Source organism: Faecalimonas nexilis (genome assembly GCF_059731825.1).
Window position 1 is genome coordinate 2,181,693 of sequence record NZ_AP029189.1, and the last position, 14,176, is coordinate 2,195,868.

The window sequence follows — 14,176 nt, forward strand, 5'->3', positions numbered from 1 at the left end:
CTTCGTTTTCCTCCCTTTATTAGCTTCTGTAATCTGCGTTAATTTCAATGTATCCGTGTGTCAGATCACATCCCCATGCCGTCGCTTTTGCATCACCCATCTTAACGTCAGCTGTTGCTGTCACAATCGGCTGTGATAAAATTTCAGTTGCCTTCTCCTCACTGTAATCTACAGCAGTTCCATTTTCTGCAATCTGAATCTTTCCTGCCGCACTCTCAAAAAACAAATCCACTTTCTCTGGATCAAATTGTGCTCCTGAGTATCCCATCGCACAGATAATACGACCCCAGTTCGCATCGTGTCCCGCAATCGCTGTCTTTGTCAGATTCGAGCATGCAATTGCTTTGCTTAATAAGACAGCCTGCTCCTTTGTCTGGGCTCCGACAACATTTACTTCGAATAATGCAGTCGCCCCTTCTCCATCTCCTGCAATCTTCTTTGCCAGATATTCATTAATCTCATGAAGCGCCTCTGCAAACACCTCGTATTCCTTCGTTCCTTCCACAATCTTTTCGTTTTCTGCCATTCCATTTGCTATGACAAGCACCGTATCGTTTGTAGATGTGTCTCCATCCACAGAAATCATGTTATAAGTATCGTCGACATCCTCACTCAATGCTTTTTGAAGCGCTGTTTTGGAAATCGCAGCATCTGTCGTGATAAAGCTCAGCATCGTACACATATTCGGGTGAATCATGCCGGAACCCTTCGCCATTCCGCCAATCGTGACTGTCTTGCCGCCAATCTCAATCTCCACTGCAATCTCTTTCTCACAGGTATCTGTCGTCATAATTGCTTTTGCAGCCTCTGTCCCGGCCTGAACAGTATCACTTTTCGCCTCTGCAAGCATTTTTACTCCTGCCTGGATGCGGTCAATTGGAAGCTGTTTTCCGATGACTCCTGTCGATCCAAGAAGAACACTGTCTGCCGAAATCCCCAACTCTTTCGCTGCCGCATCCGCAGTATCTTTGCAGTATCCGTATCCTTCAGCCCCTGTGCAGGCATTAGCAATCCCCGAATTCACAATGATCGCCTGTGCCGCTTTGCCTTCCTTTACAATTTTCTGATCCCATGTAACCGGCGCCGCTTTTGCCACATTCGTCGTAAATGTTCCTGCCGCCACACACGGCTCTTTGCTGAAAATGATCGCCATATCTGTACGTCCCTGATACTTGATATTTGCCTCGACACCTGCCGCCTCAAATCCTTTTGCTTTCGTCACTCCACCTTTTACAATCTTCATCATGCACATCTCCTTTTTATTTATTAAACGCAGTAATATTTGCTTCATTCAACGTAAATTCGTAATAATTTAAATCTTCCCGCTTCGTCCATCCGATTTCATTCCAAAATGCATTTCCAATATCGTTTTCCATAAACGCAATCAATGATACTTTATTAATCTTCTCTTCTTTTAATGCCTCCATCGCTTTCACTACCATACTCCGTCCGATTCCGTGCATCCGATACGCTTCGTCCACACATACATGATAGAGGCATCCCCTTCTTCCATCGTGTCCACACAGGATGCTTCCGACAATCTTTTCATCCTCCACTGCGACAATACTTGTTGTTGGATTCCGTTTCAAAAAACGTTCGACCCCTTCTTTCGAATCGTCAATACTCCGGATTCCAAACCCGTGAATCTTCATCCACAGTGCATAGACACCTTCATAATCTTCTATCGTCATTTGTCTAATCATGTTACCCTTCTCCTGACTGTTTTATGGAAACATCGGAACAAGCTCAAGTCCTGTCGTCTCCGGCAGTCCAAACATCAGATTCATGTTCTGTACCGCCTGACCTGCCGCACCTTTTACAAGATTGTCCATCGCTCCCATCATAATGATTCTGTTCGTCCGCTCATCGATTTTAAAATTCACATCTACATAGTTGCTGCCCTCCACCCATTTTGTCTGCGGGCAGACATCTTTTTCCAATACACGCACAAATTTTTCTTTCTGATAATACTTATCATAAATCGCCTTTACTTCCTCATAGGTCACTGTTTTCTTTAAGGCTGCATATGCCGTCACCAAAATTCCCCGATTCATCGGAACAAGATGTGGCGTAAAATTCAAAAGTACGTTCTCGCCTGCGGCATAGCCAAGCTGTTCTTCAATCTCTGGTGTATGTCGGTGAACAGCCACCCCATACGCTTTGATATTCTCATTCACTTCACAGTAAAGATTATCCACTTTCGCCCCTCTTCCGGCTCCAGAAGTTCCTGATTTTGCATCAATAATAACCGTGCTCATGTCAATCAGTCCTTCTTTTGCGAGCGGATAAACTGACAGTGTTGAGCATGTCGGATAACATCCCGGATTTGCCACAAGTCTTGCATGTTTTACATCCTCACGGTTGATCTCACAAAGTCCATACACTGCCTCCTCGATAAACTGAGGACTTTTATGCTCGATCCCATACCATTTTTCATACGTCTCCACGTCCTTAATACGGAAATCTGCGCTCAGATCTATGACTTTTACTTTGGACAAGATTTCCTCATCGATCAGTGATGCGCAAAGCCCCTGCGGTGTCGCCGTAAATATGACATCCACCTCATCTGCCAGCGCTTTCATGTTATCATCCATACAGACTGCATCAACAATCTGAAACATGTTCTGATACACTTCACAATACTTTTTATCAATATAACTCCTGGAGCCATACCACTTGATTTCTGCATGTTTATGTCCCATTAAAATACGGACAAGTTCTCCCCCCGCATAGCCGGTGGCACCAATAATTCCCACTTTGATCATACAACCAACATCCTTTCTTCCTTTTTTCTAATTTTAACACTTGCATCGCAAAATGCAACACAAACCTTTCGCACGTTACCAAAGTAACGTTTTACGATACATAAAAGAAATACTTGCATAAGTATACATCGTTTTTGCATATTATGCAAGTATTTCTTTTCATTTTATCGAATCTGACCATCTCCGAAAATAATATATTTGGTTGTCGTAAGGGCGTCCAATCCCATCGGACCTCTCGCATGAAGTTTCTGTGTACTGATTCCAATCTCGGCCCCAAAACCGAATTCAAATCCATCGGTAAATCTCGTCGAAGCATTCACATACACTGCCGCTGCATCTATCTCATCCTGAAATTTCAGTGCATTTCGATAATTCTCTGTAATAATAGATTCCGAATGCCCAGTATTATACGTATTGATATGGGCGATTGCTTCATCTATGGAAGAGACGACTTTCAGAGAAATCATCTTATCTAAATATTCCGTCCCCCAGTCATCGTCCGATGCTGTTGTAATTCTTTCGTCTATCGCCATCGAAGTTTGATCTCCTCGAATTGCAACTCCCTTTTGCGTCAGCCTGTCACAGATCATCGGAACGACCTGACACGCCACATCTTCATGAATCACCAACGACTCACATGCATTGCATACACCAAGGCGCTGTGTCTTGGCGTTATCAATGATTTCCACTGCCATCTGAAGATCTGCAAACGCATCTACATATATATGACAGTTGCCCGTGCCTGTCTCAATAACCGGAACTGTACTGTTCTTTACAACTGTTTGGATCAATCCTGCTCCACCTCTCGGAATGAGCACATCAATATACGTGTTCATCCGCATTATCTCCTGTGCCACTGCACGATCCGTATTTTCAATCAGGATTACCGCATCTTCCTCAATCTGTGTGGCGTTAAGTGCTTTTCGAAGCACACTCACAATCGCCTTGTTGGAAAAAATACAATCACTGCCACCTCTTAAAATCACAGCATTTCCTGATTTCAGGCACAAACCAAATGCATCTGCTGTCACATTTGGTCTGGATTCATAGATGATTCCAACAACTCCCAGAGGCACTCTTTTCTTTCCGATGCGAAGTCCGTTCGGTCTCACTTTCATATCCGTCACTATTCCGATTGGGTCTTCCAGATCCGCAATCTGTAACAGCCCATCTGCAATTCCTGCAATGCGTTCCCTAGTCAGCATCAATCGGTCTATAAGAGATTCCTTCATTCCTTTTTCTCTCGCATTCGCAATGTCTTTTTGATTCTCTTCCAGTAAAAATGCTGCTTGTTTCTTCAATTCTTTTGCTGCCTGTTTCAGCGCCTCGTTTCTTCTGTTCTGTCCCAGTAAGCCGATACTCCTGCTCGCCGCCTTGCTTCTCATTCCGATTTGTTCCATGTATTTCATATGATTTTCCTCCCGTTTTCCCTCTCTGCCATAAACAATGTTCCAATCTTCTTTCCTGCCATGATATCGTTGATTGCACAAATATTGGCTCCATTGGCAATAACCATATCTGCCCCGGACTTCGTCGCAACCTTCGCAGCTTCGATCTTCGTCGCCATTCCTCCTGTTCCCATAGCGCTTCCAGCTCCTTTTCCCATCCTCTCCAGTTTCTCATCAATATACCGCACCGTATGGACAAATCTGGCATTTGGATTCTTCCGAGGGTCATCTGTATAAAGTCCCTCGATATCCGACATCAGGATTAAAAGATCTGCCTCCACAAGTCTGGCAACATGAGCCGCCATTGTATCATTGTCTCCAAAATTTCCATACGCCTCTTCCTCCACAGAAATCGCATCATTTTCATTTACAATCGGAACGACGTTCATACGCAGCAGCTCCTCAAATGTATTTCTCGCATCCTGCCTGCACTCTTTACTCATAATGGATTCTTTTGTCAGCAACACCTGTGCCGTCAACTGATCATACTCTGCAAACAGTTTTTCATACATCATCATCATTCGTCCCTGTCCGACTGCTGCGCACGCCTGCTTTATTGCACTTTCTTCTAGTCGTTCCCAGATTCCAAGCACCTGTCTGCCGATTCCAACTGCTCCAGACGATACAACAATCACTTCTTTTCCCTTATTTCTCAAATTGATTAAAATTCTCACAAATTTCTCAAGCTTTTCCAAATCAATGTTTCCCGTTTCCTTATGTGTGATCGTCGTTGTTCCCACTTTGATCACGATTCGTTTTTTGCTTTTTATTGTCTCTCTCTGTTCCATTTCACACACCTCTTGTTCTGCTTCTTTCTATGCCCTATGCCGTTTAAACGCAAAAACAGGATAGAAGTATACAACAAATACTTCTACCCTGAATATTCCTTGGCAGACACAGCATCTACTTCTCTACAACTACAATATTGAATTTATGCTTCGCTGAACACCCCGAGGGGATTGCACGGCACAAAAACAACACTGCGTGTAATAGGCAGCTTTCGATTAGATCTTTTTATGAAATTATAAGTTACATGATACTGTCTTTCTTCCATAACTCATTCTCCAACCTTTTCTGTGTGATATTTTTATTTTTTTATTCTACACCTCTTTTGGCTTTTGTCAATAGTTTTCTACGCTAAATCAGGAAAGCACATCTCTTTAATGGAATATTTATTCATATTTTTTGCATATTTTATTATTTTTTTTGCAATTTACACTTGATTTATGCAAAAAATAGGAGTATAGTAACCTTAGTTGAACAGTAAAAAAAGTTTAGGAGGCATTACATTATGAAAGAAAAAGTAGTTTTAGCATATTCTGGCGGACTTGATACAACTGCCATCATCCCTTGGTTAAAAGAAAATTTTGATTACGATGTCATCTGCTGCTGCATTGACTGTGGGCAGGGCGAAGAATTAGACGGATTGGAAGAACGTGCAAAATTATCCGGAGCATCTAAATTATATATTGAAAACATCATTGACGAATTCTGTGATGACTATATCGTTCCTTGCGTTCAGGCAAATGCCATCTACGAAAACAAATATTTACTTGGAACTTCTATGGCTCGTCCGGGAATCGCAAAAAAATTGGTTGAAATCGCAAGAAAAGAAGGCGCTACAGCCATCTGCCACGGTGCTACCGGAAAAGGAAATGACCAAATTCGTTTTGAACTCGGCATCAAAGCACTTGCTCCTGATTTAAAGATTATTGCTCCTTGGAGAATGACAGATATTTGGACAATGCAGTCTCGTGAGGAAGAGATCGAATACTGCAAAGCACATGGTATCGACCTTCCATTTGACGCAAGCCACAGCTACAGCCGTGACCGTAACTTATGGCATATCAGCCACGAGGGATTGGAATTAGAAGATCCTGCTCAGGAACCAGATTATGACAATTTGCTCGTGCTTGGTGTCACTCCAGAAAAAGCGCCAGATGAAGGGGAATATGTGACAATGACATTTGAAAAAGGTGTTCCTACCAGTGTAAACGGCACACAGATGAAAGTTTCCGAGATCATTACAACATTGAACGAACTCGGTGGAAAACATGGTATCGGTATCGTTGACATCGTAGAAAACCGTGTGGTAGGTATGAAATCTCGTGGTGTATACGAGACACCAGGTGGAACAATCCTTATGGAAGCTCACCAACAATTAGAGGAACTGGTATTAGACCGTGCTACATATGAAGTGAAAAAAGATATGGGTAACAAACTTGCTCAGATTGTATACGAAGGAAAATGGTTCACACCACTTCGCGAAGCAGTTCAAGCTTTCATCGAATCCACACAGGAATATGTAACCGGAGAAGTAAAATTCAAACTCTACAAAGGAAATATCATCAAAGCCGGAACAACTTCTCCATACTCACTGTACAGTGAATCTTTGGCAAGCTTTACAACAGGCGACTTATACGACCATCACGATGCCGACGGATTCATCACACTGTTCGGTCTTCCGCTCAAAGTTCGCGCAATGAAAATGGCTGAAGTCGAAAAGGAAAACAACAAATAATCAGATAGACAAAGAGGACCGATTTTCGGTCCTCTTTATCTATCTCTATTACATTTGCATCTCTTCATATTTTTCTGCAATATTCAGTGCATGATCCCCGATTCGTTCAAAATCAGTGAGCATCTCAGACAGGATAACCCCTGCTTCTGCACTGCATTTTCCAGACTGCATTCTCTCAATCTGCCCTTTCAAAAGACTTTCCTGCATATCATCAATACGCTGTTCGTTCTTTGCTGCAATCTCTAACACATGCTTTCTGCCATTCATATTTTCTTTGCTGATTCCTTCTAATGTCTCTGTACAAAGATCTTTCATCTGCTCTAACGACTCAATTGCTGACTGTGAAAATTTGATATCCCACTCACTCATATTGTGCAGATAGTCCACAAAGTTGATTGCATGATCTCCAATTCTCTCCAAATCTCCGATAATTCGATAGTAAGCATTTAGCTTCTGAGAATCCTGAATCGTCATCTCTGTTGTCATCAGATGTACAATATATTTTGAAATCTCTTTATTCAGATAATCGATATACTGTTCTCTGTCCTCCAAATCTGCAACCATATTTTGATCATTTTTGATTACAGCACGAAAACAACCTTCTGTGTTCTTTTTTACCATCTGAAGCATACGTTCTACCTCATTTTCAATCTGGCTAATCACCATTGCAGCATGTCCGACTGTATGGTTGTTTTCAAATGGACGGATATATTTCAATCGCTTGATATCCTCTTCCTGTCCTTCTTTATCCGGCAGAAGCACCTTGGCAGCTTTCGCCATAAGTGTTCCAAATGGAAGAAGTACTAAAGTAGTGACAATATTGAATGTTGTATGTACATTGGCAATCTGTGCTACCGGATTATCCGGTGTCAGCGCTGCAATCCAATCTGTAAATGGAGTGATCAGACAGATTACCGAGAATAAAACCGTACCAATAATGTTGAACATCAAGTGGATTACCGTCGTTCTCTTTGCATTTACCTTTGTTCCGATAGATGCCAGCACTGCTGTAATACAGGTTCCGATATTCTGTCCAAACAAGATAAACACTGCACTCGAAAGCGGAATCGCACCTGTGCTTGCAAGTGCCTGCAAAATACCAACTGATGCAGAAGACGACTGTATAATCGCAGTAAATATCGCACCGATCAAAATGCCAACAAGCGGGTTGTTAAAGTTCGCCATAAAGCCGATGAACGTCTCTGACTGCTGAAGCGGCGCCATCGCATCTCCCATCATACCCATACCGATAAATAGCACACCAAGTCCTGCAAAAATCTCACTGATATGCTTGATTTTTTCGTTTTTTGCAAACATAATGACCGCAACACCTGCAAACGCAAATAACGGTGCGATCACATCAATATCAAGTGCGATCAGCTGTCCGGTAATCGTCGTACCGATATTGGCACCCATAATTACCCATACAGCCTGATTCAATGTCATCAATCCAGAGTTTACAAACCCTACAACCATGACGGTTGTCGCCGAAGATGACTGGATTACTGCTGTAATTGCAGCTCCGACAAGAACCCCTTTGATTCTGTTTGATGTCAATTTTTCCAAGATGCTTTTCATCTTGTTTCCTGCTGCTGTCTCAAGACCATTTCCCATCATCTGCATACCGTACAAGAACAATGCAAGTCCTCCAAGCAGCAATAGTATATCATTTAATTCCACTTTTTACTTATCTCCTATTCTCTTCTTTTGCAATAAATTTATCACTGAGTTGCGTATAGCTGCTCTTTTCGTTTTTTCCCATCCATCCGCTGCGAGACTCGAACCTGTTTCAGAAAATAGAGCATCTCCATTCTCTTTAAATATAACTTAATCCATTTTTCAGTTTTTCCATATAACATTCCCCAAGTCAGAAACAGACAATAAATGAGTGTTGTTTGGATACGCCTGACTGTCTTGATTGCGCTGACTCCGCTTGTCAAACCTGCACCGGCAGAATAAATCTGATGTGTCTCACCATAATTATAATCCCGCTCTCGCTCTAAGGGATCCACTGAAAAAAGCAATCCCACAAATAGAAATATGCTTAATATCAATGCCATATTTTTCCTATCCATAGAATTGCCTCCGTAAATCTTATCATTTTTCTAAATTTTTACACGATTCTTACAAAAGCTTAACATAATAAAATTTACCTGTCAATTAGAAATTCTCCCGCTTTTTTTCCACAGGCAAAAAATCCCAATATTAAAAGTAGTATTTCAATTCCAAACATACCTATAATAAACAGCATCCTCGGAACTTCCCATAAAAATTCTCCCATTGCCATAAAGAACTGTCCTTTTTCTTGCTGGATCTGTGTGATTCGCACTCCAAGCACTCCTATCCAGCAAAGTTCCATCTGACCGGCAACTATATAGGTGAGTGTAAACAAAATCAACATAAGTGCTTTTTCATACCACTTTTGTTGCCGAAGAAATATGCCACGCTTTCTGCTTTCTTTCTCTAAATGTGCGTTCCATATACAGAAAAATGCCGTCAGCATACACTGCCCGAACAGAATTGTATTCGAAAGTTCTATCTCTTTCATCTGATTCCATTCACCGATTAACCAAATGTGAACAATGCCAAACAATATGAGATTACAGATTCCAAACACACTATTTTTCGTCAAAATTTCCTGTATTCCCATCTTCTTTTTCCACAATTCTTGCTCTACATCAAGTTCCGAAAGCGCCTTTCCTTTTTGAACCTGCTCTAACAGTTTTTTTCGCCTTCCGGCGGTTTTAATTGCATCCTCTGTTTCTTCTATTTTTTCTTTCACAATCTGTTCCCAATTCCGATCATTTTGATAAGCTGCAATGTCGCTTACGGAAAAATCCAAAAGACGTAATTTTTTAATCTCCAAAAGACATTTTACAGTCTCCTCATCATACTCTTTATATCCATTTGCCCCCTTGACAGTCTGAATCAGTCCATTCTCTTCATAATAGCGAATCGCTTTTCTTGTAAGTCCCGTCAAATCTTCGACTTCTTTTATTCGCATCTTCCCCACCTCCTTTATGCCATTTCTATCTTTTTTATATCATGTTCCCTTAGGGCACAGTCAAGCTTTTTCCATAAATACTACAAAAAAATACAGATTGTAATTTTTTATTACAACCCGCATTTTCTTTTTTCTGGAAAAATCGAATGTTTACCCAATTCCTCCATATGCAATTCCAAGAACAACAACCAAAATCGTCACAATCGTAAACACATATTTTGCAAAGTATAAAAATGTATTGCCAAGCGGCTTTTCTGCACCTTCGTTGATCCCCGCAAGCGCTTTCTTCGCATCATAGAGATAATAGAATACAATCAATACCAGCAACGCCATGACCGGTGAGACAACTACTGTAATCAAGTTTGTAAAATTGTCAAATGTTGTCATGCTTAAGTTTAATGGAATCGACAGTACAAATGTCACTACACCAACAAGAATGACCGCTTTTACACGCGTTAATTTTGTGTTTGATATAATTGCCTCCACAACACCTTCCAGCATATTGATGGAAGAAGAAATTGCTGCAAAGAACAAACTTAAGAAGAATACAATCGCAATAATCGTTCCTCCCGGCATCTTATCAAAGATGATTGGCATCGTCATAAACAGAAGCGGAGGTCCCGCATTGACATCCAAACCAAATGCAAATACTGCCGGCATGATCACAAACGACGCAAGCACTGCTGCCAATGTGTCAAGCACTGCTGTACTGATCGCAAGTTTGGGAATATTATAATCTTTTTTCAGGTAGCTTCCATATACGACCATTCCACATCCATTAAGCGATACCGTAAAAAATGCCTGTCCAAGTGCCATAACCCACGTATCTACCTCCAACAAATGATGCCATTTCGGCTGCAGTAAAAATTTTACCCCTTCCATAGATCCCGGAAGCGATAAAGATCGAATCGCAAGTAATATAAAGATCACAAACAGCGCCGGCATAATAATCTTGCTGACTCTCTCGATCCCCTTAATTACTCCCACACAGATTACCACTACCGTAAGTACAATCGCAATCGCATCCCACGGAATAGATGCCGAAGAACCTGCAAACTGATTGAAATATGTATCTTTATCGATTGTCTTTAATTTCCCAGTTCCGCTTAAAACAAAATATTTTAGAATCCATCCCACAACAATATTGTAAAACATAAAGATTCCAAGCAGTCCGATCGCTGGAAGCATCCCAACAAATTTCCCGCCTTTTAGTTTCTTTTCTTTGAACACGGTCATAATACCGGTCATCGATCCGCCACTAAAATGTCGTCCAAATGCGAACTCTGTAATCAATCCCGTTGTTCCTAGAATGAATACAAAGATAAAATACGGAATCAAAAATGCTGCTCCTCCGTAGGCGCCCAACCGATATGGAAACATCCATATGTTACCAAGTCCAATTGCTGAACCGATACAAGCCATAACAAAGCCAAGCTTGCTTGTAAATTTCTCTCTTTTATCCATAATAACCTCTCAAATATGTATTTGATACATTCGTATCTTCTACATACTATCACACTTTAACGCATTGGCGCAATAAAAATATTAAGCAAATGTCTATTTTTTCAAAAATTAACCCACGAACCAGAAATACAAAAAAACAACAACATAATACCAATCAGGCAAATCCCGGACAATATTTCTGCTGCCCTTGGTATTTCTTGCAGTGTAATCGAGTAAGCAATCCGATAACAAACGATCACACTAAGATAAAAAAGTGTAACATCAATCCAAAGAATTGAATGTTTGAAAACCGCCATATACGTGTAGAAAATGATTACAATCATCAATGCACCACTTACGATTCCTGCAAGTCTTCCGGTAAGATAGCCCGAATATTGTTTCCCGATATACGCATATTGGAAAACCGAATAAATCAAAACAGGGAAAAACAATAGCTTCAAGTGTTCCCAAGTGGATTCGTTGTACGGAGCAAACAAAGCAACTACAGGATTCTTCCCGGACCAATCATAAAAAAAGTGCATTAACGTCCCAAACACCATAACAAATATCGCACCAAATATTTCTGATTTTTTTAATGTATTCTTCATCCTTCCAAGCCTCCAAAAGAACGGGATTATTTTTTTATTTCAGGCACCGTGGAATGTTGCTTTACGATGCCTGAAATTCATACCAATGTTATTTCATAGATGGTTGTGTCAAAATATTTTTTACATGATCGATTTCTTCACGTGTTGCCTTCGCGGCAGGAACATAATAACTCTTTTCACGCGCCACCTGATATAGTTTTTCCTGTGACATTTCACATTCGCTTCGAATCTGTTTCAGGCATTGTTTTAACTCTTTGTTCTCTGTCTGTGGAATCATCTCTCCAAACATTTTCAACTCTCCGTTTACACCGACAAGTGCATCCGATACCATTGTTTTCTCGTTCATTCTACTTCCTCCCTCTTACAAAAATTTCATCAGATCTTGTTTATTTTTCATTGCAGAATCCGCTGCATCCTGAAAAAGTTTTTTAATCTCAGCATCCTGCGCCTGATTTGCATAATCAGTCATTTTGCAGTGTGTCGTTTCATACCCGCCGATCAGATGACGGAGATTCTGTAAATCTAAAATAGAAATATCAGACATAATGGGTTCCTCCTCATAATGAAAAATTTATAATAAGTTTCCAAGTTTAGTATGTCAGTATTGAAAGATAATATGCTATAATGAGAGTAAAATAATTTAGGAAGGATATTTTTTATATGGAAGAAAACAGAAAAACACTGAAAGTGTATCACGGAATCATCATGCTGATCTTGTCAGCTGTCTGTGTATTTTTCGTAAGTCCAATCTTAGGCGCAAATCTTGGACTTTACGGTACTTTGCTAAACGAAATACTTCTGCTTGTACTTGCGGTCGCTCTTACTGCTGTTGTCAGAGGTGATTTCAAACAAGTCTTTCCAATTCACAAGCCAAAACTTTCGGCTGTTTTTGGGACGATTTTACTTTGGATTGGATCATTTCTTGCAATTATGATCATCACCATGATCATCGCATACTTTTTCCCTGAAGAAGTGATCGGTGTCAGTCAGGGTCTTGGAATGGAATTTGCAAGTTTGACATTTATAATTTCTTTTGTGATTGTGTCCATCTCACCTGCAATTTGTGAAGAAGCCGTATTTCGCGGTGTTGTAATGCACAGCTTTGACAATGGAAAAAACAAATGGATCGCCATCGTTGTCACAGGCTTGATTTTCGGTGCATTTCACGGAAATATTTGGAGATTTGTTCCGACGGCACTGCTTGGCATTATGCTCGGCTACATTGTATATGAGACCGACAATATGATTTACGGAGCGCTGTTTCATGCAATCAACAATGCTATGCCGCTGCTTAGTATTTTCGCAATGAAATCCATGTACTCAAATGAGATGTTCCAAAGCCAAATGTCGACCATGACAGACAATGGAATCCCTTTGATCTCGATTGGAATGTATGTGATGTACGGAGCTGCTATTCCACTTTTACTCACAATCGGAAATTATCTGATTCACAAAGGGACAAAACATGCAAAAAACAGCCTGTTTGCGAAAGAAGAACGGATGAAACTGGTCGTACTGCTCTTGATATCCGGGGCATTTTTGGTTGTCGGCTTTTTTATCATCATTTTCTCCTTACTATTTGATCCATCTGTATTAAATAGTATGATGTACTAAGATTGCGAATTTATTTTTCCGCAAAATGCATAAATGCGCGAAAAAGATAGCGCATGTCTGATGAAATTTCATACATGCTTTCCGGATGCCATTGTACCCCTAACACAAAGGGGTGCGATGGCATTTCGATTGCCTCAATCACACCGTCTGCCGTTCTTCCGGTAACTTGCAGCGCTTCCCCCACCTCCTCGATTACCTGATGGTGAAAACTGTTTGTGTAGGCAAACTCTCCGATAATCCGGTGCAGCCTGCTGCCAGCAACAGTATTCACTTTATGGCTGATATCCTTTCGCGAAATGCTTGTCTGCATATGGTTGATTGAAGGTTCTTTTCGAAGTTCTATATCCTGACAGATCGTACCATGGCAAGCTACATTTAAAATCTGCATGCCACGACAGATGGCAAGCACGGGCTTTTTGCTCTTAAGAATCGATTTCATAAGTCGAATCTGAAACAGATCCAACGCAATGTCCGTCTCCCCGATTCCACGTGCCGGCTCTTCTCCAAAAAGCAGCGGCGTAATGTCACCGCCCCCGCAAAACAGAAAACCGCTGCACAGTTTCACATAGTCCGCAATCACTTCATTTGATTTGACAAGCGGCAGAATAATCGGGAGACCTCCTGCCGACTTCACCGCCTTTATATAGGCGTCACTCACAAACTGCTTTTCCCCCATCAACCCACAAATAACAATTCCAATTTTTGATTTCATATATACATCCTTTTTATAATAGAGTAGACTATAACAATACAGATTATGCAAGGAGTAAAAA

Annotated in this window: 15 protein-coding genes; 2 read left to right on the forward strand and 13 right to left on the reverse strand. The window is 40.9% G+C overall.

Features of this window, described 5'->3' with window-relative positions; genetic code table 11:
- Positions 1-19 precede the first annotated feature (19 nt).
- From argJ to proB, 5 genes are all read right to left on the reverse strand, one after another.
- Positions 20-1,243: a bifunctional glutamate N-acetyltransferase/amino-acid acetyltransferase ArgJ gene (argJ, locus tag AC6I5B_RS11115; protein WP_044986591.1), complete on the reverse strand. Its 1,224-nt coding sequence runs from the start codon at positions 1,241-1,243 to the stop codon at positions 20-22.
- A 16-nt stretch (positions 1,244-1,259) separates the two neighbouring features.
- Positions 1,260-1,703 (reverse strand): GNAT family N-acetyltransferase, encoded by a 444-nt coding sequence (locus AC6I5B_RS11120; RefSeq protein ID WP_004611281.1) that lies wholly within the window; start codon positions 1,701-1,703, stop codon positions 1,260-1,262.
- A 21-nt stretch (positions 1,704-1,724) separates the two neighbouring features.
- Positions 1,725-2,765: an N-acetyl-gamma-glutamyl-phosphate reductase gene (gene argC, locus AC6I5B_RS11125; protein WP_022249917.1), complete on the reverse strand. Its 1,041-nt coding sequence runs from the start codon at positions 2,763-2,765 to the stop codon at positions 1,725-1,727.
- Positions 2,766-2,929: 164 nt separating this feature from the next.
- Positions 2,930-4,174 (reverse strand): glutamate-5-semialdehyde dehydrogenase, encoded by a 1,245-nt coding sequence (locus AC6I5B_RS11130; protein WP_004611284.1) that lies wholly within the window; start codon positions 4,172-4,174, stop codon positions 2,930-2,932.
- A complete protein-coding gene (gene proB, locus AC6I5B_RS11135) occupies positions 4,171-5,001 on the reverse strand; it encodes a glutamate 5-kinase (RefSeq protein WP_004611285.1) in 831 nt (276 codons plus the stop codon). The genes AC6I5B_RS11130 and proB overlap by 4 nt, the downstream gene beginning before the upstream one ends.
- Positions 5,002-5,504: 503 nt before the next feature.
- On the opposite strand from proB, the gene AC6I5B_RS11140 reads away from it, so the two are divergent.
- Positions 5,505-6,734 carry an argininosuccinate synthase gene (locus AC6I5B_RS11140; protein ID WP_004611286.1) on the forward strand — a complete coding sequence of 410 codons (1,230 nt, stop codon included), beginning with the start codon at positions 5,505-5,507 and terminating at the stop codon, positions 6,732-6,734.
- A gap of 48 nt (positions 6,735-6,782) precedes the next feature.
- On the opposite strand, the gene AC6I5B_RS11145 is transcribed toward AC6I5B_RS11140, so the two are convergent.
- From AC6I5B_RS11145 to AC6I5B_RS11175, 7 genes are all read right to left on the reverse strand, one after another.
- The gene (locus tag AC6I5B_RS11145; protein WP_004611287.1) at positions 6,783-8,414 is read right to left on the reverse strand and encodes a Na/Pi cotransporter family protein; all 1,632 of its coding nucleotides are present in this window, start codon (positions 8,412-8,414) and stop codon (positions 6,783-6,785) included.
- Positions 8,415-8,455: 41 nt separating this feature from the next.
- On the reverse strand, positions 8,456-8,809 hold the full coding sequence (locus tag AC6I5B_RS11150; RefSeq protein ID WP_004611288.1) for a hypothetical protein: 354 nt from the start codon (positions 8,807-8,809) through the stop codon (positions 8,456-8,458).
- Positions 8,810-8,883: 74 nt separating this feature from the next.
- Positions 8,884-9,738, reverse strand: coding sequence for a MerR family transcriptional regulator (locus AC6I5B_RS11155; protein WP_004611289.1), 855 nt, complete (start codon positions 9,736-9,738; stop codon positions 8,884-8,886).
- A 150-nt stretch (positions 9,739-9,888) separates the two neighbouring features.
- The gene (locus AC6I5B_RS11160; protein ID WP_004611290.1) at positions 9,889-11,202 is read right to left on the reverse strand and encodes a sodium-dependent transporter; all 1,314 of its coding nucleotides are present in this window, start codon (positions 11,200-11,202) and stop codon (positions 9,889-9,891) included.
- A gap of 101 nt (positions 11,203-11,303) precedes the next feature.
- Positions 11,304-11,789: a DUF6512 family protein gene (locus tag AC6I5B_RS11165; protein WP_004611291.1), complete on the reverse strand. Its 486-nt coding sequence runs from the start codon at positions 11,787-11,789 to the stop codon at positions 11,304-11,306.
- Between the two features lie 88 nt (positions 11,790-11,877).
- Complete coding sequence (locus tag AC6I5B_RS11170; RefSeq protein ID WP_004611292.1) at positions 11,878-12,135, reverse strand: spore coat protein; 258 nt, start codon at positions 12,133-12,135, stop codon at positions 11,878-11,880.
- A 15-nt stretch (positions 12,136-12,150) separates the two neighbouring features.
- Positions 12,151-12,333, reverse strand: a complete 183-nt coding sequence (locus AC6I5B_RS11175; RefSeq protein ID WP_004611293.1) for a hypothetical protein — start codon at positions 12,331-12,333, stop codon at positions 12,151-12,153.
- Positions 12,334-12,449: 116 nt separating this feature from the next.
- Here AC6I5B_RS11175 and AC6I5B_RS11180 point away from each other — a divergent pair, with 116 nt between their 5' ends.
- Positions 12,450-13,403, forward strand: coding sequence for a type II CAAX endopeptidase family protein (locus AC6I5B_RS11180; RefSeq protein ID WP_117787801.1), 954 nt, complete (start codon positions 12,450-12,452; stop codon positions 13,401-13,403).
- 10 nt (positions 13,404-13,413) lie between these two features.
- Here the strand turns inward: AC6I5B_RS11180 and AC6I5B_RS11185 are convergent, their stop codons facing one another.
- A complete protein-coding gene (locus tag AC6I5B_RS11185) occupies positions 13,414-14,115 on the reverse strand; it encodes a gamma-glutamyl-gamma-aminobutyrate hydrolase (RefSeq protein ID WP_004611295.1) in 702 nt (233 codons plus the stop codon).
- Between the last annotated feature and the right edge of the window lie 61 nt (positions 14,116-14,176).

Coding starts and splice junctions, on each gene's coding strand:
- AC6I5B_RS11175 (WP_004611293.1), bottom strand. CDS start 12,333: ATGTCTGATATTTCTATTTTAGATTTACAGAATCTCCGTCATCTGATC.
- AC6I5B_RS11170 (WP_004611292.1), bottom strand. CDS start 12,135: ATGAACGAGAAAACAATGGTATCGGATGCACTTGTCGGTGTAAACGGA.
- AC6I5B_RS11160 (WP_004611290.1), bottom strand. CDS start 11,202: ATGGATAAAAGAGAGAAATTTACAAGCAAGCTTGGCTTTGTTATGGCT.
- argC (WP_022249917.1), bottom strand. CDS start 2,765: ATGATCAAAGTGGGAATTATTGGTGCCACCGGCTATGCGGGGGGAGAA.
- AC6I5B_RS11140 (WP_004611286.1), top strand. CDS start 5,505: ATGAAAGAAAAAGTAGTTTTAGCATATTCTGGCGGACTTGATACAACT.
- proB (WP_004611285.1), bottom strand. CDS start 5,001: ATGGAACAGAGAGAGACAATAAAAAGCAAAAAACGAATCGTGATCAAA.
- AC6I5B_RS11155 (WP_004611289.1), bottom strand. CDS start 9,738: ATGCGAATAAAAGAAGTCGAAGATTTGACGGGACTTACAAGAAAAGCG.
- AC6I5B_RS11165 (WP_004611291.1), bottom strand. CDS start 11,789: ATGAAGAATACATTAAAAAAATCAGAAATATTTGGTGCGATATTTGTT.
- AC6I5B_RS11185 (WP_004611295.1), bottom strand. CDS start 14,115: ATGAAATCAAAAATTGGAATTGTTATTTGTGGGTTGATGGGGGAAAAG.
- AC6I5B_RS11150 (WP_004611288.1), bottom strand. CDS start 8,809: ATGGATAGGAAAAATATGGCATTGATATTAAGCATATTTCTATTTGTG.
- argJ (WP_044986591.1), bottom strand. CDS start 1,243: ATGAAGATTGTAAAAGGTGGAGTGACGAAAGCAAAAGGATTTGAGGCG.
- AC6I5B_RS11120 (WP_004611281.1), bottom strand. CDS start 1,703: ATGATTAGACAAATGACGATAGAAGATTATGAAGGTGTCTATGCACTG.
- AC6I5B_RS11180 (WP_117787801.1), top strand. CDS start 12,450: ATGGAAGAAAACAGAAAAACACTGAAAGTGTATCACGGAATCATCATG.
- AC6I5B_RS11130 (WP_004611284.1), bottom strand. CDS start 4,174: ATGAAATACATGGAACAAATCGGAATGAGAAGCAAGGCGGCGAGCAGG.